Annotated in this window: 13 protein-coding genes; 8 read left to right on the top strand and 5 right to left on the bottom strand. The window is 55.9% G+C overall.

The genetic code is table 11. The annotated features are described in order from the left end of the window. Nucleotides 1-6: 6 nt before the first annotated feature. The 5 genes from DFLDMN_RS08185 to DFLDMN_RS08165 form a co-directional block, all read right to left on the bottom strand. Nucleotides 7-1,890, bottom strand: a complete 1,884-nt coding sequence (locus DFLDMN_RS08185; protein ID WP_423197963.1) for a DNA methyltransferase — start codon at nucleotides 1,888-1,890, stop codon at nucleotides 7-9. Between the two features lie 146 nt (nucleotides 1,891-2,036). Beyond that, a complete protein-coding gene (locus DFLDMN_RS08180; protein ID WP_423197962.1) occupies nucleotides 2,037-2,789 on the bottom strand; it encodes a hypothetical protein in 753 nt (250 codons plus the stop codon). Between the two features lie 725 nt (nucleotides 2,790-3,514). Next, nucleotides 3,515-4,402, bottom strand: coding sequence for a hypothetical protein (locus DFLDMN_RS08175; RefSeq protein WP_423197961.1), 888 nt, complete (start codon nucleotides 4,400-4,402; stop codon nucleotides 3,515-3,517). Between the two features lie 12 nt (nucleotides 4,403-4,414). Beyond that, nucleotides 4,415-5,236, bottom strand: coding sequence for a hypothetical protein (locus DFLDMN_RS08170; RefSeq protein WP_423197960.1), 822 nt, complete (start codon nucleotides 5,234-5,236; stop codon nucleotides 4,415-4,417). Further along, on the bottom strand, nucleotides 5,233-6,609 hold the full coding sequence (locus tag DFLDMN_RS08165; RefSeq protein ID WP_423197959.1) for a tyrosine-type recombinase/integrase: 1,377 nt from the start codon (nucleotides 6,607-6,609) through the stop codon (nucleotides 5,233-5,235). Before DFLDMN_RS08165 ends, DFLDMN_RS08170 begins: the two co-directional genes overlap by 4 nt. Before the next feature lie 481 nt (nucleotides 6,610-7,090). Here DFLDMN_RS08165 and DFLDMN_RS08160 point away from each other — a divergent pair, with 481 nt between their 5' ends. From DFLDMN_RS08160 to DFLDMN_RS08125, 8 genes are all read left to right on the top strand, one after another. Beyond that, nucleotides 7,091-7,696 carry a nitroreductase family protein gene (locus DFLDMN_RS08160; protein ID WP_423197958.1) on the top strand — a complete coding sequence of 202 codons (606 nt, stop codon included), beginning with the start codon at nucleotides 7,091-7,093 and terminating at the stop codon, nucleotides 7,694-7,696. A gap of 147 nt (nucleotides 7,697-7,843) precedes the next feature. Beyond that, nucleotides 7,844-8,374 (top strand): hypothetical protein, encoded by a 531-nt coding sequence (locus DFLDMN_RS08155; protein WP_423197957.1) that lies wholly within the window; start codon nucleotides 7,844-7,846, stop codon nucleotides 8,372-8,374. A gap of 219 nt (nucleotides 8,375-8,593) precedes the next feature. Further along, nucleotides 8,594-8,839, top strand: coding sequence for a hypothetical protein (locus tag DFLDMN_RS08150; protein ID WP_423197956.1), 246 nt, complete (start codon nucleotides 8,594-8,596; stop codon nucleotides 8,837-8,839). Nucleotides 8,840-8,896: 57 nt separating this feature from the next. Next, nucleotides 8,897-9,229, top strand: a complete 333-nt coding sequence (locus tag DFLDMN_RS08145; RefSeq protein WP_423197955.1) for a DUF883 family protein — start codon at nucleotides 8,897-8,899, stop codon at nucleotides 9,227-9,229. A 60-nt stretch (nucleotides 9,230-9,289) separates the two neighbouring features. Beyond that, nucleotides 9,290-10,192, top strand: a complete 903-nt coding sequence (locus tag DFLDMN_RS08140; RefSeq protein WP_423197954.1) for a ribose-phosphate pyrophosphokinase — start codon at nucleotides 9,290-9,292, stop codon at nucleotides 10,190-10,192. A 157-nt stretch (nucleotides 10,193-10,349) separates the two neighbouring features. Continuing rightward, the gene (locus tag DFLDMN_RS08135) at nucleotides 10,350-12,764 is read left to right on the top strand and encodes a hypothetical protein (protein ID WP_423197953.1); all 2,415 of its coding nucleotides are present in this window, start codon (nucleotides 10,350-10,352) and stop codon (nucleotides 12,762-12,764) included. A gap of 220 nt (nucleotides 12,765-12,984) precedes the next feature. Continuing rightward, nucleotides 12,985-18,678, top strand: coding sequence for an ESPR-type extended signal peptide-containing protein (locus DFLDMN_RS08130; protein ID WP_423197952.1), 5,694 nt, complete (start codon nucleotides 12,985-12,987; stop codon nucleotides 18,676-18,678). Beyond that, nucleotides 18,608-24,274 (top strand): YadA-like family protein, encoded by a 5,667-nt coding sequence (locus DFLDMN_RS08125; RefSeq protein ID WP_423197951.1) that lies wholly within the window; start codon nucleotides 18,608-18,610, stop codon nucleotides 24,272-24,274. The genes DFLDMN_RS08130 and DFLDMN_RS08125 overlap by 71 nt, the downstream gene beginning before the upstream one ends. Nucleotides 24,275-24,343: the final 69 nt, after the last annotated feature.

Here is a 24,343-nt window from a genome sequence, read left to right as displayed (position 1 = left end):
ACTTCCTTAACCAAAGAATTTTTTGTTCAATGCTTTATCTGCATCAGAAATGGAATATGTTTCATCATCAATTTCTGACAAGGGAACATAGAGCATGTTCTTATCAAGAGTCTCAATGAGAAACTTTCTTTGGTCTTCAATACTCAACTCAGTGAATTCAGTTTTTGATTCATCAAATGCTTTTGGATTAACACGGTAGGACAAGAAAGCTTTGTCCTGCATAGTGCTCCAGATAGCAAGAAGCTCATCAGAAGATTTGGCAGACTGGATAGCTTCAATAAAGACCTGGTTAGCTTGTGCAAGTTCGCAATAGATAAACTCACTACCACCAGTCCAACCTACATCTTTAGAAATGCCACCCTTTTCACCATTCACCACCTCAACAAGCCTTGGAAGGGTGAAGGTTTGAATGTAGTCCATTTGCTCAATAGCAATGAATTGTCTCTTCATCTTCATTGCTACAGCAGCAGTCGTTCCACTGCCACTAAAGAAGTCCATTACTAAATCACCTTCGTGAGTAGAAATATCAACGATTTTTTTGATAACTCTTTCAGGCTTCGGTGTTTTAAATAGATCGCTTGTTGGAAGACCTTTAAATATCTTCTTTTGCTCATTCTTAGCTTGTCGGGTGTGTCCTGTCTCATCCAAGTCAAACCAAGCATTTTCTTCTTCAATGCTCCATAAGGTAGATGGCGGCAGGGCCTTTTGTTCCCACAAGTAGGTGATTCTCTTGATACCCGTTTGCTTCTCATTGAAGAAGATTTCACCTGTTGCCATTTTTTCAGCAAGGGTTTCTTTATCCCATCTCCAACCATTAGGCGGGTGTTTGATGATGTTCCCGTTTGGAGTAGGGATGTCATACATCAGGTTTGGTCGGGGGTTTGGTGAGTTGACGGGGTTCCCATCAAACCAAGGACCTCTAGGGTCTTCATCTGGATTGCTGAAGTGACTTGCGTTCTCTTCACCACGTTCAAGCTTGATGCTTTCCCACTTCTCATTATTGGAATAAACAAGAATGTAGTTGTGGTCAGCAGAGAATTTTTTAGCATCATTATTGCTATTGTCACTGTGTTTCCAAACCACAGTGGCAATGAATGATTCTCTACCCATCACTTCATCACAGAGAACTTTCAAGTAGGCATGTTCATCATCATCACAAAAGATGAAGATGGTTCCATTTCTGTGAAGCAATGTTTTTGCTACTTCCAATCTATTCTTCATGAACGTGAGCCATGTTGAATGATTGAAGCTATCGTTATAGTTGAAGTCATCGCCACCCTTGTTATATGGTGGGTCAATACAAATCAACTTTACCTTTCCACGAAAAGGCTTCAAAGAGTGCAATGCAAGTAGATTGTTGCCTTTGATTAGGAAATTATTATTTACACTCAACTCTTCAGGATATGATTCACCGTCTTTGCTAATTTTTTTTAAATTAACAAAAACCTTTGGAGACAGAAGCCTGTCAATCTGGTCAGGTGCAAGGGTTTCATTCCAAAAGACTTCTTTTCTCTTAGAATCATCTTTATCTTGACCTCCTTCAAGAATGCAATCCTTGTAAGGCCAAGCAAGAACAACTTCATTGCTTTCAGAAAGAAGTTCATCATTAACTGTGAAGCCAATCTTGTTTTTGAAAGCAGTAAAACTATCAGGCAAGAATTTCTTATTGCTTACAAATTTCTGAAATTTAATCTTATCAAATACAGTTATACCTTCAACCTCAACGAAAAAATGCTTTCTCAAAGATTGATTTTTCAGTAGGTGAGAAATAAGAACAGGGTCAAGATTCAAGGCAAGTTCAACTACCTTGTTTTTCATTAACTTACCCTCAGAAACCAAACGGTCATCAATAGAAAGTAAATCAATGAGTTCTTGGAATAGGTTTTGCATGGAATCCTCTTAGCCTTATTTCGCGTTTTGCGATTCAATTAGTGCATCAAAGCACATAAGGAAGAAAACAATCAATCTTCTTCCTTATTGGCTCTGTCAACGAGAAAAGCCCCTTACGGGGCATTTTCTCTTAGTTGGCATGTTGATTAAGCCAAAGCTTCTTCAACTGCAACTTTCTTGGCATCTTCCAAAGCCTTCTTCTTGGCTTCAATTTCCTTGTCAGTCGGTTCCTTGACTTGAAGTTTAGCCTTGATGACTTCTTCCTTCACTTTCAGAACCTTTGCAAGTTCGCGGATAGAGTGGAAGATAACACCAGTGCCACGGCCTTTAGGTTCCCAATCAGCAATGATTTGAGCCTTCACATTTGCATCAATGCCGTTGATAACCTTGTCAAGATTCTTGGCTTCGCGGAAGTCAGACATGAATTCAGCCTTCCAACCTTGACCACGTGGCAGGTCGCCCACGGTCACAGTGAAAGTTTCATCCTTCACTTCAATCTTTTTGCCGTTGGCATCCTTACCATCAAAGTAACCCTTGGGATTGAAATCCTTCAGCTTGTAAGTGCCGAGAGTGAAAACAATCTTGTCCTTGGCTGCGGTGGTTGCAACTTCGGTACCTGCACAAAGAGCCTTCAGGTCAGCAGTGGTGAAACCCAAGGTTTTCATGTTTGCCACCATGCCAATGAATTCTTGTTTGCGGGGTTCCTTTTCCTTTTCTTGGCGGTGTGCCTGAATCTTGGTTTGGAAACCCTTCAATTGCTTTGCTTCTTCAGTGGTCAGCATTTGACCAAAAAGCTGTTTCTGAATCAGACCATTGAAAGTGATATAGGAATCACCAAGGGCTTCTTGATTCATTTGTTGAATGGCTTGCATTTGTTCGGCGGTAGGTTGAGCAAACATTTAAAAATCTCCACAAAAATAAAAAAGTTGGTTGCTTGACACTCAACACAACTAACTCTGTTTCGTGTGTTGATGTATGTACTTTAATCGTACCCATCTTGTGCGTCAACAACTTTTGAAGAAAAAAACAATCTTTTTTTTGGTTCTTTTTTGTAGTTCTTTTTGTTTCGCATGATGAAATGAAGATTGTTTCAAAGGTGTAGTCTTCATCACTTTTAATCATAAAGAAGAACAAAGTTTTCTCATCTTGTTCATTACAAACAATGATAGTAGGTAAGAAGATAGGTCTTGTGGTGATTCCTTGCCTTCTTGGTGCTTGACCTGGTAGCAGGTAGGAAAAAACAACCTCACAGAAAGCCCTACAACGAGAGAACGGGAGCCGGTTAGACCTCTGCCATGTCCAAGGGTGCTTTTCTCACTGTGGAGCCTTCTAGGTGCCTTCCTGAGCATATGCACAATTTTTGAGCAAAGAGACAACCCGCAAAACACCAACAGTTGACGGTTCTACTAGGTCTTTCCATCAATCCATCCATCCTAGAGACAGACAGAAAAAAAGCCACTCTTCATGAGTGGCTTAGTTGTTCATCTTGTTTCTGAACTCTTGAATTCTTTTTCTGTATTCAGAAAGCTTCTTCATATCTTCCTCAGATAGTGGTGAAGTCCCAACACTTTGCAAGTTGTAGAACTCCACTTGTTCAGCTTCGGTCAAAACCTTCTGAATAGCTTCAATGATTGATATTTGCTTCATCAAAAATAGAGAGAATTTCTTTAGTTGCTTCTTCTGTGAAATTAAATTGTTCGTGAATTGAATTTTTGAATTCAATCAGAATATTATTCTTCCACTTATTGAACCTCTCAAGGCTCATTTTCCTTGTGGATGGAATAAGCCTTTTAATGGTGGTCAAATCCTGATTATATTGCTTGACGATAGAAGCATCACCATTGAGTGAGATAAACAGGAATGCTTGCCTGAAGATAGCATTGAAGATTTTCTTCTCTACATCATCAACCAATTCACCATACAAGCCAAGAACACCCTTGACCCTGATTTCTGAAAGTTCAAAGCCTTCTTCACCCTGAACATAAAAATCATAGACTTGTTCAAAAGGTGCGGTGTCTTCAATGATTTCTTTTGTGAGTAGTTCTTTGTTCCTGCTGAAGAAGTTGAAATATTTCTCATACTCTTCATCATCACTGAACCATTCAGGTGTATCAAGAATGAACTTGATGACATCCTTATCACCAACAAAGCCTTTAACTACATCATCAAAGCCTTCAAAGATAAGGTCATGATGCATGGCAATCAGATAGTTTCTAGGAGACAAACCATCTTGGTCAGTGTTGGTTTTTACATTCAGAAGATATTTGAAAAAATCAATCTTCTCTTCTGATTGAAGGCTGTCCATCACTGCCCTGAAAAAATCATCTTTCAGACTGTATTCAGCACTCTTCAATTCATCACCAGAAAGCTTTCTTTCTGTGGTGTCTTTCTTCAATGCTCGTTGATGTGTATCAGTCCAATAAGCAACAACAGGACTATTTGACTTGAAACCTTCCTTAAACATCTTTGCTGCTGCATTGATGTTATTTTCAGATAGAAGCTTGAATTCCATTTTCAAATCCTTTTAAAATCGTTTTTCTCTTTTTTGATTGCTGCCGTTCATGTTGAACTTCTCACCAAACTTTTCAAATAAACTTCTCTTTGATAAGTAGTTTTTGATGAAGTCATTTGAGCAATCAATGGCTTTCATTCCATTGCTATCTTCAATATCAAAATCAAGACCTTTATCCAACATGAATGAAAGATGTTCTTGAATGTGTGATGATGGATATTTTGCAATCAAGTGGGCTAGTGTTCCTTGTTGTTCTTGTCCATTGATGAAATATGTTTGCTTTTGGTTCAAGTCTTGAAAACTCTCCAACTGGTCAAGCTTGCCACTCATATAGAGAGTAGAAATTTCATCTTTGGTTATGAACAACTCAAAGCCTGTGATGTTTGTTTCATCATTGGTTCCAAACAGTTCAATACTTTCAAAGAGAGAGTAGGGCTGTTGGTCGTGATAAACAATTGGGTCAATAAAGCAGTCATCAAAGGCAGAAACAAAACTTAGCTTGTCTGCTTGGGTTGTTGATTGAACCGTTCTTGAATTCATCCAAGTTCTAACATCACCAACACGATAAGCAATGTGTTTTGGCTTCTTCACAAACTTAGGGCCTAGTCCGTCAAGTCGCCACTTCTTCAATCTTTCAACAGGTTCACCAATCCATTCAGACAATGTTTCAGTGTCTATGTACTTATCGTTGTCCCAAGTGCTGTATGCACCTGGTTGATTAGTGATTGTTTGTGGAGCTTGAAGTGAACCAAGAATAAGAACAATGTGTTCTGCTGTGATTGGTGTATCAGGTGGAAGACTCTTTAACTTGAATAGCAACTCTGTTGGTGTCATGCTTCAACCTCCTGTTTTTCTTCTTGTGCTTTGTTTACCGTAGAAATGAAGAAATCTTCAACACTCTGCATAGCTGCAAGAATTTCAGGTTCATTTCTTACAAAGTAGTGAGCATTGACATCATTGATTGTGTGCTTCAAGCAGTAATCAATCATTCGTTCATCTATTTTAAGCTTTCGCGCTGCCGTTGCCCATGTTCTTCTTAAATCATGGTGGGAAATCTTCTTTCCAGACCTTGCACCAATTACTTTGAAATGATGTTGACAATCTTGTGGCACATGTCCTGTTTTGCTATCTTCATAGTCAAAAACATGAACGGTATCCTTGTTCAATTCTTTCCGACGTTTGATGATTTCATAAACTTTGGTTGTCATTGGGAAGATGTATTCTTCACCATTTTTGGTGTCAATATAGTTGACTCTCTTTAGTTCTAAATCTACATCTTTCCATTTCAAAGGTGCAGCATCAATGCTTCGTCCAACTTGAAGCAATGAAAACATGATGTAGTCAGAAACTAGATGTTTGCAAAAGTCGTAGTCTTCAACTGCTTTCCACCACTTACCAAATTCAGCTTTATTGAAGTCAACAAAACGAGAACGAACCTTTGTTTTTTTCCACTTCTTTCTAGTGGACAAAATATCAAATGGATTTCTCAGGTCTTCTTTAACATCAAGTTCATTTCTTGCAATAATGAAATTGAAGGCTGAACTTGCAAACTTGAAAGACATTTGATGTGTTCTTGAAACTGGTTGCAAGACTTCAAAGTTTCTAGTAGGTCTTGCTTTCTCAAGAACTTCAAAACGGTCAAGAACTTCTTGCTTTGTAATGTTTCGGAAAGGGCGGTTATGCCAGGAAGTCAATTGAACTTCCATATCGTTTGACCAAGTTCCATCTTCATTTTTCTTGAGGGTCATGACGGTTTTTTCATCAAAATAATCCATCGTAGTCTCAAGATTGTGAAGGGTGCTTTCTGAACCGCCTTTGTAGCCAATGATGTGTTCAGCCTTGTAGGTGTCCATCATCCACTTAAATGTTTCTTCAGAATTCTTCTTGGCTGTCTCTTGTTCTTGTTGTTGTTGCTTCTTCTCTTCAACAGGATTGAAGCCATCAGCTAACTTTGCAAGCTCTTTGGCTGCAAGGTCAGAAGCATGTTTGATGGTGATGTCTCCATATTTACCCAAGGTGATACGAACAGGATTGCCCTGTTTGGGTCGTGTATAGACAATGAAGGTCTTGCTTGTGGCTCCTACTCTCAAAGACAAGTTGGTCTTGTTCGTGTCGTAGTAGGTCACTTGTTTGCCACTCTCGGCAAACGGGATTGCATCAAGATTGCTCTTGTTGAAAGGGATGCGGGTGTTGGGCTTGTCTGCCATAATTGAGCCTGCCTTGTGTCTAGGGTTCTAGGGATGGTCGTGTGAGAACCTCCATTCTAACGAATCCTAGGCTACTAGGCTACAGATTAGGCTACAAACTGGCGGAACTTAGCGGACCTCAACGGAACCTATCGGAACCTGTGTTTCTAGGAAAATCAACAACTTAGCTCATAAGTGCTTGATTTTGCTAGGCTCCAAAAGGCTACAATAGAGGACTCATAATCCGTTGGTGCCGTGTTCGACTCACGGGAGGCCCACCATGTGCCATAAGGGTTTGCGGTTAGCTCCGCAAACCCTTTTTTGTTGTCCTGCGTATCGTGTTGTGGGCAAGGCCTGGGCGCTTGGGGGGGGGCGGTCTGCCGAAACATTCCGCTTCCTTGATGCAGGCCAAACCGTGGCGTTGCCGGCTGCCTAACCTGAGTCCACAGGTCTTGCCCGTGGCCCTCGCCAGGGTGCAGCCGCCGACTTTCAGGAGCGCGCCGTGACTCATCCCATCGTTTCAGCCGAAGCCCCCGTCGAATTCATCAACCTGCCGGCGCCGCAGACCGAGGGCGGCATGCCGCTGCTGACGGCGCTTCATCAGCGCCGGTCTACCCGAAGCTTTGCCCCGCGCCCGCTGGAGGAAGGGGTCCTGTCCACGCTGTTGTGGGCAGCGTTTGGCATCAACCGGCCGGATGCCGGTTTGCGCACGGCGCCTTCCACGCGCAACTGGCAAGAGATCGAATTGTATGTGGCGCTGTCGGACGGCCTGTACGTGCTTGAGCCGGGGTCATGGCGCTTGCGGCTGGTGACGGGTGAAGACCTGCGTGCGGCGACGGGCCTGCAGGACTACGTGCCCACGGCGCCGGTCGACCTGATCTATGTCAGCAGGCTGTCACGGCTCGACGAGACGGAGAAGCCGCTGCGCCAGTTCTATACCGCGCTCGATACCGGCTATATCAGCCAGAACGTCTATCTGTTCTGCGCGGCCTCGGGGCTTGCCACGGTCGCGCGTGGCCTGGTGGACCGGCGCGCGCTGGCCGCTGCGATGCGGCTCGATGCTGACCAGCGTGTCGTGCTGTGCCAGAGCGTCGGTTTTCCTGCTTGAACATCTCGACCTCGGCACAAGCGGCCGCAGTGTGCCACGCCGGCCGCCCTTTGACGCCAGACGCTGATATGCATCAAGGACTTCCCTCCAGACGGATATAGGGTGGAACGGTGTCACCCCGCGGTGAGCGCGTGCCTGACATGATATTTGACGACCGTTATCGATTGGGGGGATGTGATGCAGCGTATCGGCCTGGCATCGGAGGATTGGACCTGCAGCGCCGCGACGCGCGCACTTATGCTGGCTTGCTGCGCGTCTGCCCTGGTTGGCGGCCTGCTGCTGCAGGCCGCCGTTGCCATTACGCTGCCTGCCAACGCACCGGCGTTAAAACAGGCCAATGGCATCGGATATCTCTCGGGCGGAATTGGTCGCGACGAGGCCGGCACCATGCGGGGTATTGCGTCGCAGTTCAAGGTGCGGATGCACTTTGTGGACAGTACAGACGGCAGCGCGCTGTCGGATGTCTCCGTAACGGTGTTCGATGCACGGCGGAACATCGTGCTCCAGGTCGTCAGCGAGGGGCCGTATCTCTATCTGGACCCACCGCCGGGCGCTTATCGCGTTCTGGTCCGCTCCGGTAACGTGGTTTCCTGCCATCACTTTGACGTGACGTCGCGCGGCCGTGCCACCGATCTGGTTCTGCGTCTCCCGGCACCCGCTCCCGCCGCACCGGTCTGATGCCGTGCGGAGGCACGCGCTGACGGTGTTGCGCTGCGCAACCCACCACCGTACCGCGATGACTGCGTCAGTTGACACGGGTCAACCGGGCCCATGCGCCGGCGCCTACGATGGTATGGGCATCGAGATTCGCGACGCGCCACGGGTCGCGTGCAAGCGACCCGTGGCGCGGCAAGTGTTCGGCTGTCACCGTGAGCCGTATCTTTGCGAGGAGTGGGAATGACTACACACGACGCCGCACCGCGGGCCACCGCTAGCGAGATACGCGAGATTGTCGGCCCTGTTGAGGACCGAGTGGTCGAAATGATCCTGGACGAAGCGCCTACCTACGCGGAAGTTCTGGAAGCATTTACATGGCTTCGCTCCGAGCAGCGATTGCGGCATCGTCCCAACTTCGAACCGGAGGGAAAGACGGCTCGCATTCTGGAGATTCTGGACGCCGAGGAGCGGGATTCGGAAGAGTGATTCGGGACCGGTGCGATCGTCGCGCCTGGTGGCGGGATCACAAAAAGGGAGGGAAAGATGAACGATATCCGTACGGACCTGGCAGTACACAGGGACACATTGATTCGCGATGCCAATGCATTGCTCACCGACGTGCAGGTGTTGCTGAAGGACGTCGCGGACGGCGCAGGTGCCGAGGCCGGCCATGCGCGCACCGAACTCGGAAAACGCATGCGAGTCCTGCAAGCGCGCCTTGACGCACTGCGCGCGAGCGGCCGCGATCGCGTCGGGCAGCTCGCCGACGCGACGGACATGTACGTGCGCGAACATCCGTGGCAATCCCTTGGGACTGTGGCGGTGATTGGTGCGGTCACCGGTGCCATCGTGGCACTTGCCCTGGGCCGCAGGTAGCCCTTCGGCGCGCAGGGCCGATGCCGAGGGTGCCTTGCGCGTTGATGGAGGGGACGGGCGATGCGCGGGCAGCCGGTCGCACAGCGGTTGGTTCTTTCCTTGCCAGGCAACGAACGGCAGGCCGCTGCGCTGTGCAGAGCCATGCCTGCCACGCTCGGGCACGCTGTCGTGCGGCAGTTTCCCGATGGGGAATCCACCGTCAGGTTGCAGGCGGATGTGGCAGGCCGGGATGTCATCCTTCTCTGCACACTGGATCATCCCGATGCCAAGGTCCTGCCGCTGTTGTGGCTCGCGGCCGCGGTGCGTGAGAACGGTGCTGCGCGCATCGGACTGTTGGCGCCGTACCTGCCCTACATGCGGCAGGATGCCGTCTTTCGCGCTGGCGAGATCGTCTCCGCCCGGCACTTCGCCGCGTTGTTGTCCGGCCCCTTTGACTGGCTGGCAACAGTCGATCCACACCTGCACCGTATCGGCTCTCTGTCGGAGATATTTTCCATTCCGGCGGTTGCGATCCATGCCGCGCCGGCCATTGCCGAGTGGATCTGCGACGAAGTCGATGCACCACTGATTGTCGGCCCGGACGAAGAGAGCCGCCAGTGGGTGCAAGACATTGCGGCACGGTGCCACGCACCAATGGTGGTGCTGCGGAAGGCGCGGCTCGGCGACACGGCCGTCCAGATTGCGGCGCCTGACCTGCCTGATGCGAGCCATCGCACCCCGGTGCTTGTCGACGATATCGTCTCTACCGGTCATACCATGCTGGAAGCCGCCAGGCGGCTGCGTGAACACGGCTACCGTGCTCCCGTATGTGTCGGCGTCCATGCGCTGTTTGCCGGCTCTGCCTACGCGGACCTATGCGCCATCTCTGCCGACGTGGTGAGTTGCGATACCGTCGAGCACCCGTCCAATCGCATCCCGCTCGCAGAACAGCTGGCGGCGGGTGTGCCCGCACCGCTTCCCTGACCACCGTTACGCTACGGGTGCGCCCGCCTGCCAAAGGCGTGACAGTGTAGGCAGGCCCGCGCGACAACCAGCACAACAACGCAACAACGCAACAACGCAACAACGCAACAGCGGAAGAACGATACGTCTGAATGAGGCTTGCCTGATTTCGACAAAGGTGGGCAACGACGAACATGCGCGTCCGGTGATTCGAGATTTCATCATGGATGCTCAGAGCGCGTTGCGCAAAATTTTCACAACCATCGTATTGACCGCGTCATTGCAGGGATGCGGCGGCGGTAGCGATGATACGGGCCGACAGTCGTCCGCGGCGGCCGACAGTACGCGGGCGACATTGCCCACGGCTCCGATGCCGGTGCCGGCGAATGTGCCGCCACCCGTCACCTCTGCTACAACGACCCCGGCTCCGGTGGCCATGGCCATCGAATCAGTGGCCGCTTCTTCCGGTCCTCCCGGCGCGGTACTGTCGGCACACGGCCACGGCTTCACGCGGGGCACCCGGCTTCTCTGGGGCGATCAGGCATTGCCGGCGGTGTTTCAGTCGGCAATGCTCATGACGTTTACGCTGCCGCCCACACATTCCGGAATGGCCGTCAGCAAGACCCTGACGGCGATGCGCGAGGATGGGACGAGCAGCATGGCGCCATCTCTTGTGACTGTCGAAGGGGTGCCCGAGCCCACTGGTATGACGCCGACTGCGGCGCGTACTGGCCAGTTGATCCGCATCACCGGCACCGGTCTCAAGCTGGTCACCCGGGTCATGGTGACGGGCATCGGCGCGACCATCCAGAACATCGCGGAGGACGGTTCATGGCTCGATTTCATCGTGCCGGATGGTGCCGGCAGCGGCTCGGTGGCGCTCTATGATGCACGGGCCCGCGTTTATGCGGCGGGCGAGCTCAAGATCCAGGGCGCAGCGCTCGAACTCAGGATCGACGACATGGAAATCGCGCAGAGCCATCTGCATTCGATCAGTCAGTCGACCGTCAGTCCCTACCTCAGATTGGTCCCTCTGCGGCCACTGCTCGTGCGAGTGCGCCTTGCGCCCGAGCCCGGCGTCGGGCTGGTCCAGCCCGAGGTCCGGCTTCAGGTCACCAATGACAGACTCGGGACCAGATCGCTTGTCATGCAAGGCCCGGAAACGTTGGGGGCGACGCGCGTGGCAGCCAATGATCTCGCCGGAAGTTACGTCACCGAATTGCCAGGTGAATGGGTCCAGGCAGGCTTCCGCCTGCTGGTGGAGGCCAACGACCGCCGTTATCCCGCCAACGTAACCCGCCATAGCTACGTGCCCGCCGCCGGCATACTCGGTCAGCCTACCTACATTCGCTTGCACATCGTGCCGATCCAGGTGGACTCGGGGCAGACCGCGACCTTCGATGTGGAAGCGCTCAAGCGCAATGTACGCGGGCAGTTTCCATTGTCGGACGTGGATTTCGTGATGGAGCCCGTCCTGCGGCAACCTGGGATGTCGCTCGGAAACAGTCATGAATGGCTCAATGTCGTAACGGCTCTGCGCGCTGCCAGTGCGCCGGCCAATCACGATTTCTACCTCGGTGTGCTGCCATGCGGAGCTTGCACCGGGCTGGCCTATACGCCAGGGCGTACGGCGGTGGTGTCCGATCACTGGGTCATCAACGGTCGGGATCATGCGACCGACGGTGTCATGCTCCACGAGATCGGCCACAACTTCGGGCGGCTGCACACCTGGGACGATCCGTCGTTCCCGTACTGGAAAGACGGCGTGGCGGGGACGGGTGGCAAGGCGATGCTCGGCGGTGCTTGGGCAATCAACCTGCTGGATAGCCGCATGTTGCGGAACCCGGCGCTCGAATACGACGTCATGTCGTACGACTATCCGAAAGGCGTCTCCGACTATACCTATGCCGGCGCATATGGCTATGCGGAACAGAGTCTCCCGCTGGAAGCCAAAGGCCGGCGCGATGCCGAGGTGTTTGGAGGTGCGGCACTATCGCAGGCACTGTACCTGTCGGGAACGATCGACAGCACGGGCATGGTTGCCACGCTAGCGCCCGTGACGCGCATGCCCGTTGCGCCCGACACCGTTGCTCTGGCCCAGACCGTCGCACGTGCGGAGCTTGAGGTGGAAGTTGTCGACGATGGTGGCGTGCACCGGTATCCGCTGCACGCCCTCACCATCAGTCATGCCGACGACGTGTCCGCCCGCGCGTTCAACCTCACGATCCCCGCCCTCAGCAATATCCGCTCCATTCGCGTTATGCGAGCTGGCGTGCCGTTGCTCACGCGCGCCGCCGAACCTCGCGGCAGACCGCCGCTGCGTGCCGCAGGGGTACAGCAGGAAGTCGTGAAGCCGCAATGGGGAAGCTATCGACTCGGCGGCGGTGTGCTGACTATCAACTGGGACACGCTGCGCTGGCCATGGATCCACGTATGGCAGCGCGTCGATGGTCGTCTGTTGCCGCTTGTCCTGGCTCGCTCGGGCGGAGCCGTATCGGAGCGCGTCGATGATCGCGCCACCGACTTCGTCGTATCGCTCGGCGACGGGATCAACAGCGAACTCGTGCATCTGGATCGATTGAAGCATTTCTAGATCCTTGCCGCGTCACGAAGATGCTGCTGCCTTGCGGCCACTGGCCAAAGAAACAGGGTAGTCGGCAAATCAGGTTCGCCTGATGTTCTTTCGCTTGCCCCAAAGAGAAACTCCTCGCCGGAAATGTGGATGCATCGCGCCGTGAGCCAAGCTGCTTTGATGCAGTCAGCGCCCGGTGCATCCGCAGTCGTTATGCCTAAATCCTCAGGAAGAAGAATTCATGAATCACGTCTATAAGGTGGTTTGGAACGAGCGCAGCGGAACGTGGGTGGCTGTGTCCGAAATCAGTGAAAGCCGCGGCAAGCGATCGAGGGGAAAGAGCGACAGGCGCAGCGGCCTGGTCACGGCTGGTCGTGCGGCGCTGGCCATTGTTGCGACCACCGTTACGTTGGGCGTCAATGTGGCACATGCCGCTGATATCGGCTTCAACACCAACGTGTTCGGTGCGCTGGACAAGTGGTGGCCGATGGATTGTAGTTCCGGCTGTTCCGGCGGATCCAAGCCGACGCCAGGCAGTGGCGATGCGGTGATGTACGACAATGCGGCGACGCACGCCGATGTGACACTGCAACGCAAGGGCGGCGGCACGGTGGGGCTGCACAATGTGGCGCCTGCCAAGACCGATAACGATGCGGTCAACTTGAAGCAGTTAAAGGACGCGGGCCTGACTGTCAATGCGTCTACCGGCGCGGTCACGAACAGCGTTGTGACATACGACGACAATAGCAAGGGCAAGGTCACACTCAACAAGGGCGGGAAAGCCACGACCGTGGCGAACGTCGCCTCGGGCAAGGCCAACGACGAGGCCGTGAACGTCAAGCAGTTGAAGGACGCCGGCCTGAACATCGACCCGACCACGGGTGGTGTGACGAACAGCTTTGTCGCCTACGACGACAACACCAAGGGCAAGGTCACGCTCAACAAGGGCGGAAAAGCCACGACCGTTGCGAACGTCGCCTCGGGCAAGGCCAATGACGAGGCCGTGAACGTCAAGCAGTTGAAGGACGCTGGGCTGAACATCGACCCGACAACGGGCGGTGTGACGAACAGCTTCGTCGCTTACGACGACAGCACCAAGGGCAAGGTCACCTTGAACAAGGGCGGAAAAGCCACGACCGTGGCGAACGTCGCCTCGGGCAAGGCCAACGACGAGGCCGTGAACGTCAAGCAGTTGAAGGACGCCGGCCTGAACATCGACCCGACAACGGGCGGTGTCACGAACAGCTTCGTCGCCTACGACGACAGCACCAAGGGCAAGGTCACCTTGAACAAGGGCGGAAAAGCCACGACCGTTGCGAACGTCGCCTCGGGCAAGGCCAATGACGAGGCCGTGAACGTCAAGCAGTTGAAAGATGCTGGGCTGAACATCGACCCGACCACCGGCGGTGTCACGAATAGCTTTGTCGCCTACGACGACAGCACCAAGGGCAAGGTCACGCTCAACAAGGGCGGAAAGGCCACGACCGTGGCGAACGTCGCCTCGGGCAAGGCCAACGACGAGGCCGTGAACGTCAAGCAGTTGAAGGACGCCGGCCTGAACATCGACCCGACAACGGGCGGTGTCACGAACAGCTTCGTCGCCTACGACGACAGCACCAAGGGCAAGGTCACCTTGAACAAGGGCGGAAAGGCCACGACCGTGGCGAACGTCGCCTCGGGCAAGGCGAACGACGAGGCCGTGAACGTCAAGCAGTTGAAGGACGCCGGCCTGAACATCGACCCGACCACCGGCGGTGTGACGAACAGCTTCGTCGCTTACGACGACAACACCAAGGGCAAGGTCACGCTCAACAAGGGCGGGAAAGCCACGACCGTTGCGAACGTCGCCTCGGGCAAGGCCAATGACGAGGCCGTGAACGTCAAGCAGTTGAAGGACGCTGGGCTGAACATCGACCCGACGACGGGCGGTGTCACGAACAGCTTCGTCGCTTACGACGACAGCACCAAGGGCAAGGTCACGCTCAACAAGGGCGGAAAGGCCACGACCGTGGCGAACGTCGCCTCGGGCAAGGCCAACGACGAGGCCGTGAATGTCAAGCAGTTGAAAGATGCGGGTCTGAACATCGATCCGACCACTGGTGGCGTCACGAACAGCTTCGTCGCTTACGACGACAGCACCAAGGGCCAAGTCACCCTGAACAAGGGCGGAAATAAGCCCGTTACGTTGGCAAATGTTGCGGCCGCGAAGGCGGATGACCAGGCCGTCAATCTGAAGCAGTTCAAGGACGCTGGTCTGAACGTAGACCCCACCACCGGCACGGTGACGACGAGCGTGGTGGCGTATGACGATGCCAACAAAGACAAGGTCACGTTCAACAGGGGAGGGAATAAGCCGACCACGCTCGCCAACGTTGCCACCGCGAAGGCGGATGACCACGCGGTCAACCTGAAGCAGCTGAAGGACGCCGGCCTGAACGTGGATCCGACCACTGGCGCGGCAACCAACAGCTTCGTTGCTTATGACGACAGCACGAAATCCCGTGTGACGCTTAACAAAGGTGGCAACAAGCCGACCACGCTAGCAAATGTCGCGTCCGGCAGGGCGAGCGACGAAGCAGTGAACGTCAAGCAGTTGAAGGAGGCGGGTCTGAATATCGACCCGACAACCGGTGGCGTGACAAACAGCTTCGTGGCTTATGACGACAGTACCAAGTCCCGCGTCACTCTGAACAAGGGGGGAAGCCGGTCCACGACGATTGCCAATGTTGCATCTGGGAAGGCCGGAGACGAAGCAGTCAATGTCAAGCAATTGACGGATGCGGGCTTGAATATCGATCCGACCACGGGAGATGTGACGAACCGCGTTGTGGCATATGACGACCCGACGAAGGGACGGGTCACGCTTAACAAGGGGGGAAGCAAGCCGACCACTCTGGCAAATGTCGCGTCCGGCAGAACCAATGACGAAGCGGTGAACGTCAAGCAACTGAAGGATGCGGGTCTGAACATCGACCCGACGACAGGCGGCGTGACGAACAGCTTCGTCGCCTATGACGACAGTTCCAAGAGCAAAGTCACCCTGAACAAGGGTGGCAATGCCACTACCGTGGCGAACTTGGCGGCCGGCAAGGCCAGCGACGAAGCGGTCAACGTCAAGCAGCTGACAGATGCAGGGTTGGTCATTGACTCGACCACTGGCGCGGCAACGAATAGCTTCGTGGCTTACGATGACAGCACCAAAGGCAAAGTCACGCTGAACAAGGGCGGCAATGCCACGACCCTGTCAAACGTGGCGGCCGGCAAGGCAAGCGACGAAGCGGTGAACGTCAAGCAACTGACGGATGCGGGCCTCAACATCGACCCGGCGAGCGGTGCGGCAACGAATAGCTTCGTTGCCTATGACGACAGCACGAAGGGCAAGGTCACCCTCAACAAGGGAGGCAGCGCCACGACCCTGGCGAATGTCGCTTCGGCGAAGGCCGATGATCACGCGGTCAACCTGAAGCAACTGAAGGATGCCGGGCTGAACATCGATCCGACCACGGGTGGGGCGACTAACAGCTTCGTCGCCTACGACGACGGCACCAAGGGCAAGGTGACCCTGAACAAGGGTGGCAATGCCACGACCCTGTCGAACGTTGCTGCGGGCAAGGCAAGCGACGAAGCAGTGAACGTCAAGCAACTGACGGATGCAGGTCTGGTCATCGATTCGACGACCGGCGCGGCGACCAATAGCTTCGTGGCCTACGACGACAGCACCAAGGGCAAGGTCACGCTGAACAGAGGTGGCAATGCCACGACTCTGGCGAATGTCGCTTCAGCGAAGGCGGATGATCAGGCGGTCAACCTGAAGCAACTGAAGGACGCCGGGCTGAACATTGATCCAAGCACCGGCGCCGCAACCAACAGCTTCGTGGCTTACGACGACAGCACCAAGGGTAAGGTCAGCCTGAACAAGGGTGGTAGGGCCACGACGGTGTCGAACGTGGCGGCTGGTAAGGCAAGCGACGAAGCAGTGAACGTCAAGCAGCTGACGGACGCAGGCCTGGTCATTGATTCGACCACTGGCGCAGCGACGAACAGCTTCGTTGCGTATGACGACAGCACCAAGGGCAAGGTCACCCTCAACAAGGGCGGCAATGCCACAACCCTGTCGAACGTTGCCGCAGGCAAGGCAAGCGACGAAGCAGTGAACGTCAAGCAACTGACGGATGCAGGCCTGGTCATCGACTCAACAACCGGCGCGGCGACCAATAGCTTCGTCGCCTACGACGACAGCACCAAGGGCAAGGTCACGCTGAACAAGGGTGGAAATGCCACGACTCTGGCGAACGTGGCGGCTGCGAAGGCGGACGATCAGGCAGTCAACCTGAAGCAGTTCAAGGACGCAGGCCTGAACGTTGACCCGACCACGGGCACGGTGACGACCAGCGTGGTGACGTATGACGACGCCAAGAAGGACAAGGTTACCTTCAACAAGGGCGCCGACAAGTCGGTTACGCTGGCCAACGTTGCCGCTGCCAAGGCCGATGATCAGGCGGTGAACCTGAAACAGCTGAAGGACGCTGGGCTGGACGTTGATCCGACCACGGGTGGCGTAACGAATAGCTTCGTGGCCTATGACGACAGCACGAAGAGCAAGGTCACCCTCAACAAGGGCGGCAGCGCCACGACCTTGGCGAATGTCGCGTCGGCGAAGGCGGATGATCAGGCAGTCAACCTGAAGCAACTGAAGGATGCCGGGCTGAACATCGATCCGACCACGGGCGGGGCGACGAACAGCTTCGTTGCCTACGACGACAGCACCAAGGGCAAGGTCACGCTGAACAAGGGTGGCAATGCCACAACCCTGTCGAACATTGCCGCAGGCAAGGCAAGCGACGAAGCGGTGAACGTCAAGCAATTGACGGACGCGGGTCTGGTCATCGACTCGACGACCGGCGCGGCGACCAATAGCTTTGTTGCCTACGACGACAGCACCAAGGGCAAGGTCACGCTGAACAAGGGTGGCAATGCCACAACCCTGTCGAACGTTGCCGCAGGCAAGGCAAGCGACGAAGCGGTGAACGTCAAGCAACTGACGGACGCGGGCCTGGTCATCGACTCGACGACCGGCGCAGCGACGAACAGCTTCGTTGCGTATGACGACAGCACCAAGGGCAAGGTCACGCTGAACAAGGGCGGTAGCGCCACGACACTGGCGAATGTCGCGTCGGCGAAGGCGGATGATCAAGCGGTCAACCTGAAGCAACTGAAGGATGCCGGGCTGAACATCGATCCGACCACGGGCGGGGCGACGAACAGCTTCGTGGCCTACGACGACAGCACCAAGGGCAAGGTCACGCTGAACAAGGGTGGCAATGCCACAACCCTGTCGAACGTGGCGGCTGGTAAGGCAAGCGACGAAGCAGTGAACGTCAAGCAGCTCACGGATGCAGGTCTGGTCATTGATTCGACCACCGGCGCGGCGACGAACAGCTTCGTTGCCTACGACGACAGCACCAAGGGCAAGGTCACGCTGAACAAGGGTGGCAATGCCACAACCCTGTCGAACGTTGCCGCAGGCAAGGCAAGCGACGAAGCAGTGAACGTCAAGCAACTGACGGATGCGGGCCTGGTCATCGACTCTACGACCGGCGCGGCGACGAACAGCTTTGTCGCCTACGACGACAGCACCAAGGGCAAGGTCACCCTCAACAAGGGCGGCAATGCCACAACCCTGTCGAACGTTGCCGCAGGCAAGGCAAGCGACGAAGCAGTGAACGTCAAGCAACTGACGGATGCAGGCCTGGTCATCGACTCAACAACCGGCGCGGCGACCAATAGCTTCGTCGCCTACGACGACAGCACCAAGGGCAAGGTCACGCTGAACAAGGGGTGGAAATGCCACGACTCTGGCGAACGTGGCGGCTGCGAAGGCGGACGATCAGGCAGTCAACCTGAAGCAGTTCAAGGACGCAGGCCTGAACGTTGACCCGACCACGGGCACGGTGACGACCAGCGTGGTGACGTATGACGACGCCAAGAAGGACAAGGTTACCTTCAACAAGGGCGCCGACAAGTCGGTTACGCTGGCCAACGTTGCCGCTGCCAAGGCCGATGATCAGGCGGTGAACCTGAAACAGCTGAAGGACGCTGGGCTGGACGTTGATCCGACCACGGGTGGCGTAACGAATAGCTTCGTGGCCTATGACGACAGCACGAAGAGCAAGGTCACCCTCAACAAGGGCGGCAGCGCCACGACCTTGGCGAATGTCGCGTCGGCGAAGGCGGATGATCAGGCAGTCAACCTGAAGCAACTGAAGGATGCCGGGCTGAACATCGATCCGACCACGGGCGGGGCGACGAACAGCTTCGTTGCCTACGACGACAGCACCAAGGGCAAGGTCACGCTGAATAAGGGTGGCAATGCCACAACCCTGTCAAACCTGGCGGCCGGCAAGGCAAGCGACGAAGCGGTGAACGTCAAGCAACTGACGGATGCGGGCCTAGTCATCGACTCGACGACCGGCGCGGCGACCAATAGCTTCGTCGCCTACGACGACAGCACCAAGGGTAAGGTCACGCTGAATAAGGATGGCAAAGCCACGACCCTTGCGAACGTTGCTGCCGGCAAGGCAAGCGACGAAGCAGTGAACGTCAAGCAGCTGACGGACGCAGGCCTGGTCATCGACTCGACGACCGGCGCAGCGACGAACAGCTTCGTTGCGTATGACGACAGCACCAAGGGCAAGGTCACGCTGAACAAGGGTGGCAATGCCACAACCCTGTCGAACGTTGCCGCAGGCAAGGCAAGCGACGAAGCAGTGAACGTCAAGCAGCTCACGGATGCAGGTCTGGTCATTGATTCGACCACCGGCGCGGCGATGAACAGTTTTGTCGCCTACGACGACAGCACCAAGGGCAAGGTCACGCTGAACAAGGGTGGCAATGCCACAACCCTGTCGAACGTTGCCGCAGGCAAGGCAAGCGACGAAGCAGTGAACGTCAAGCAGCTGACGGACGCAGGCCTGGTCATCGACTCGACGACTGGCGCCGCAACCAACAGCTTCGTTGCCTACGACGACAGCACCAAGGGCAAGGTCACGCTGAATAAGGGCGGCAAAGCCACGACCCTTGCGAACGTTGCTGCCGGCAAGGCCAGCGATGAAGCGGTGAACGTCAAGCAGCTGACGGACGCAGGCCTGGTCATCGACTCGACGACCGGCGCCGCAACCAACAGCTTCGTCGCCTACGACGACAGCACCAAGGGCAAGGTCACGCTGAACAAGGGCGGCAAGGCCACGACTCTGGCGAACGTGGCGGCTGCGAAGGCGGACGATCAGGCAGTCAACCTGAAGCAGTTCAAGGACGCAGGCCTGAACGTTGACCCGACCACGGGCACGGTGACGACCAGCGTGGTGACGTATGACGACGCCAAGAAGGACAAGGTTACCTTCAACAAGGGCGCCGACAAGCCGGTTACGCTGGCCAACGTTGCCGCTGCCAAGGCCGATGATCAGGCGGTGAACCTGAAACAGCTGAAGGACGCTGGGCTGGACGTTGATCCGACCACGGGTGACGTAACGAATAGCTTCGTGGCCTATGACGACAGCACGAAGGGCAAGGTCACCCTCAACAAGGGCGGTAGCGCCACGACGCTGGCGAATGTCGCGTCGGCGAAGGCGGATGATCAAGCGGTCAACCTGAAGCAACTGAAGGATGCCGGGCTGAACATCGATCCGACCACGGGCGGGGCGACGAACAGCTTCGTGGCCTACGACGACAGCACCAAGGGCAAGGTCACGCTGAATAAGGGTGGCAATGCCACAACCCTGTCAAACCTGGCGGCCGGCAAGGCAAGCGACGAAGCGGTGAACGTCAAGCAACTGACGGATGCAGGTCTGGTCATTGATTCGACCACCGGCGCGGCGACGAACAGTTTTGTCGCCTACGACGACAGCACCAAGGGCAAGGTCACGCTGAATAAGGGCGGCAAAGCCACGACCCTTGCGAACGTTGCTGCCGGCAAGGCCAGCGATGAAGCGGTGAACGTCAAGCAACTGACGGACGCAGGCCTGGTCATCGACTCGACGACCGGCGCCGCAACCAACAGCTTCGTCGCCTACGACGACAGCACCAAGGGCAAGGTCACGCTGAACAAGGGTGGCAATGCCACAACCCTGTCGAACGTAGCGGCTGGTAAGGCAAGCGACGAAGCAGTGAACGTCAAGCAACTGACGGATGCGGGCTTGGTCATCGATTCTACGACCGGCGCGGCGACCAATAGCTTCGTTGCCTACGACGACAGCACCAAGGGTAAGGTCACGCTGAATAAGGATGGCAAAGCCACGACTCTGGCGAACGTGGCGGCCGGCAAGGCAAGCGACGAAGCGGTGAACGTCAAGCAACTGACGGATGCGGGCCTGGTCATCGATTCGACGACCGGCGCGGCGACGAACAGCTTCGTCGCCTATGACGACAGCACCAAGGGCAAGGTCACCCTCAATAAGGGAGGCAGCGCCACGACCCTGGCGAATGTCGCTTCGGCGAAGGCCGATGATCAGGCGGTCAACCTGAAGCAGCTGAAGGATGCCGGACTGAACGTGGATCCGACCACTGGCGCGGCGACAAACAGCTTCGTGGCCTACGACGACGGCACCAAGGGCAAGGTCACGCTGAACAAGGGTGGCAACGCCACGACGCTGTCGAATGTGGCCGCCGGCAAGGCCAGCGATGAAGCGGTGAACGTCAAGCAGCTCCAGGAGGCAGGTCTGATCATCGATCCGACCACTGGCGACGTGACTCACGGCTTTGTGGCGTACGACGATAGCACCAAGGAAAAAGTCACGTTCAACCGGGGCGGCAGTGCAACCGTGCTCGCCAATGTGGCATCGGCCAAGGCGGACGATCAGGCTGTGAACCTCAAGCAGCTCAAGGACGCCGGTTTGACCGTTGACCCAGCCACGGGCATCGCTACCAACAGCTTTGTGGCCTATGACGATAGCACCAAGGCCAGGGTGACCCTCAACAAGGGCGGCATGGCGACAACGCTGAGCAATGTGTCCATGGGCATGGCGGAGACGGATGCGGTCAACGTCAAGCAACTGAACCAAAGCGTCGAAACCGTCGCGGTAGCGCTGGGCGGCGGAGCCGGAACCGATGGCAAGGGGGGGATGACGCTCCCGAGCTACACGATCAATGATGCCGCAGGGAAGCCGCACGAATATCACACGGTAGGGTCCGCGCTGAGTGCATTGACGACCAGCATGCAGGCAATCGCGCCTCACCTGAAGTACATCAAGTTCGGTGTTTCCAACGCAGCCCAGGCGCAGGCTGCGGGTACTGACTCGCTGGCGATCGGTGGCAATGCATTTGCCACCGGCGAGCGGGCACTCGCGATGGGCAGGAATGCGCGTGCTTCAGGCGCCGATACGCTGGCGTTGGGCGTGGACTCATCCGCGTCGCAGATCAATACCGTGGCAATCGGCGCGAACGCCACGGTGACGAGCCGGGACTCGGTGGCAATCGGCCTCAATTCGGTGGCGAACCAGGCCAACACGTTCTCCGTTGGCAGTGCGGCAAACCTGCGGCGTGTCGTCAATGTGGCGGAGGCAACCGAGGGTACGGACGCCGTCAACCTGGCACAGGTCAACCAGCTTCTGGCCAAGAGCCGTGTCTCGTCAGAGCCGCGCCTGTTGCGCTCCAGCGTGTACGCTGCCACCAAATCGAGCTTGCCGCCCGATGAACTGATCGCGTCGGGTCCGACCAACAAGGGAGGGCAGCTCGAGGCGATCGGTGTCGACGCCATCGCCGTCGGCCTGAACAACCACGCGGACGGACTCGGGTCGGTGGCGATTGGCTCTAGCGTGATGAATGCGGCAGATAACGCCGTGGGCGTCGGCTCTAACGTCATGATCAATGGCGTGAACTCGGTCGCCATCGGCAGCAACGTGTCGACCGGCGCAGACAGCGCTGTCGCGATCGGTGTGCAAGCCGTGGCAGACGCCGATGGAGCGATCCTGATCGGGAACCGGTCAAAGGTGCGGCGGGACGCCATCGATTCCGTCGCGATCGGCAACGACATCACATCGGCCACAGGCAGGAACAACATCGTGCTGGGCGCCGGAAGCGATGGATCACAGGACAACGTTCTGTCGATCGGCGCAACCGGACAGGAACGTCGCATCGTCAACGTCGCGGCGGGCCAGGGCAATACCGATGCGGTCAATGTCAGCCAGCTTGCCGGTGTGGCCAATGCTCTGGGCGGAGGTGCCAAGGTCAATGCCGATGGTTCGATTGCAGCGCCGAAGTACACGGTCGGCGCCAACACCTACAGCGATGTGGGCAATGCCGTGGCGGCCCTTAACGCGAATAACGAAGGTTACGTGTCGTATGACGGCAGCGCCAAGGGGGCCGTCACCTTCAACAAGGGTGGCGATGGAACACTGCTGTCCAACGTTGCCGCGGGCGTCAGCGACCGGGATGCCGTCAACGTCAAGCAGATGAACGATGCCATCAAGGCAGCGGCCTCCGGAGCCGGTAATCCGCTCGGCGTGACCTACGATAGCGCGGACAAGTCCACGCTCACGCTGAGCGGTCAGGGCGGGACCCGCATCTCCAACGTTGCGGCCGGTGTGAATGATTCCGATGCCGTCAACGTGAAGCAGTTGAAGGATGTCGGTCTCATCACCGCGGCCGGCGAGACACTTGCCGTGACGTACGAGGACGCGTCCAGGACGGCCGTCAACTTCGGCGGCACGACGAGCGTCGCGCTCAACAACGTGGCAGATGGCCAGGTGGCTGCGGGCAGCAGACAGGCGGTCAACGGTGGACAGCTGTTCTCGCTGACGCAACGCGTCGACGGTATCGACAAGGAGATTGCCAGGTACATCAGTGGAGGCGGGAGCGGGGGCGGGTCCCCGTTCTTCGCCGCTGCCGGTGACGCGGCCGCGGACAAGGCAGTGGCTTCGGGCGAGCGCTCCACGGCTGCGGGTGCGGGGGCGTCTGCGACCGGTACCAAGGCGACAGCGACAGGCGCCGGTGCGGTGGCAAGCGCTAACGGTGCGACGGCCATCGGGGCGGGCGCCTCGGCCACGGCCGACAATGCCGTGGCTATCGGTGCAGGCGCCGTGGCGGATCGCGCCAATGCGGTGTCGTTCGGTAGCGTCGGCCAGGAACGCATGCTGACCAATGTGGCCAGCGTCGATCCCACCGATGCCGCCAATGCCACGAGCGCCATCAACGCGGCCACGATGAACAGCGCCATCACGCAAAGTGCGGCGCAGACGCTGCAATCGGCGAACCAGTACACGGATCGTGCCATCAGCCAGATGGCGGACCGCGTCAACGATGTGGATCGCAGTGCCGTCCGTGGTATCGCGGCCGCATCCGCGCTCAACAACGTTACGCCTTATCTGCCGGGCCGTACGTCGATGAATGCCGGCATTGCGGTCTACCGGGGCGCACCCGCCATCGGTGTGACGGTGTCCCGCTGGAATCAGAAGGGCAACATCAACCTGAATGGTGGTGTTTCTTCCGCGGGTGGCAACAGCACCATCGTTCGCGTGGGTGCGGGCTTCGTGTTCTGATCGCGCGCCGATCGTTCTTGTAGTAACCGGGAGGGCGCGAGCCTTCCCGGAGTTCCATTGACAGCAAGG

It is taken from the genome of Cupriavidus sp. H19C3, from assembly GCF_049393815.1.
GTDB lineage: Bacteria > Pseudomonadota > Gammaproteobacteria > Burkholderiales > Burkholderiaceae > Cupriavidus.
This window is presented reverse-complemented; position numbering and strand designations above follow the sequence as displayed.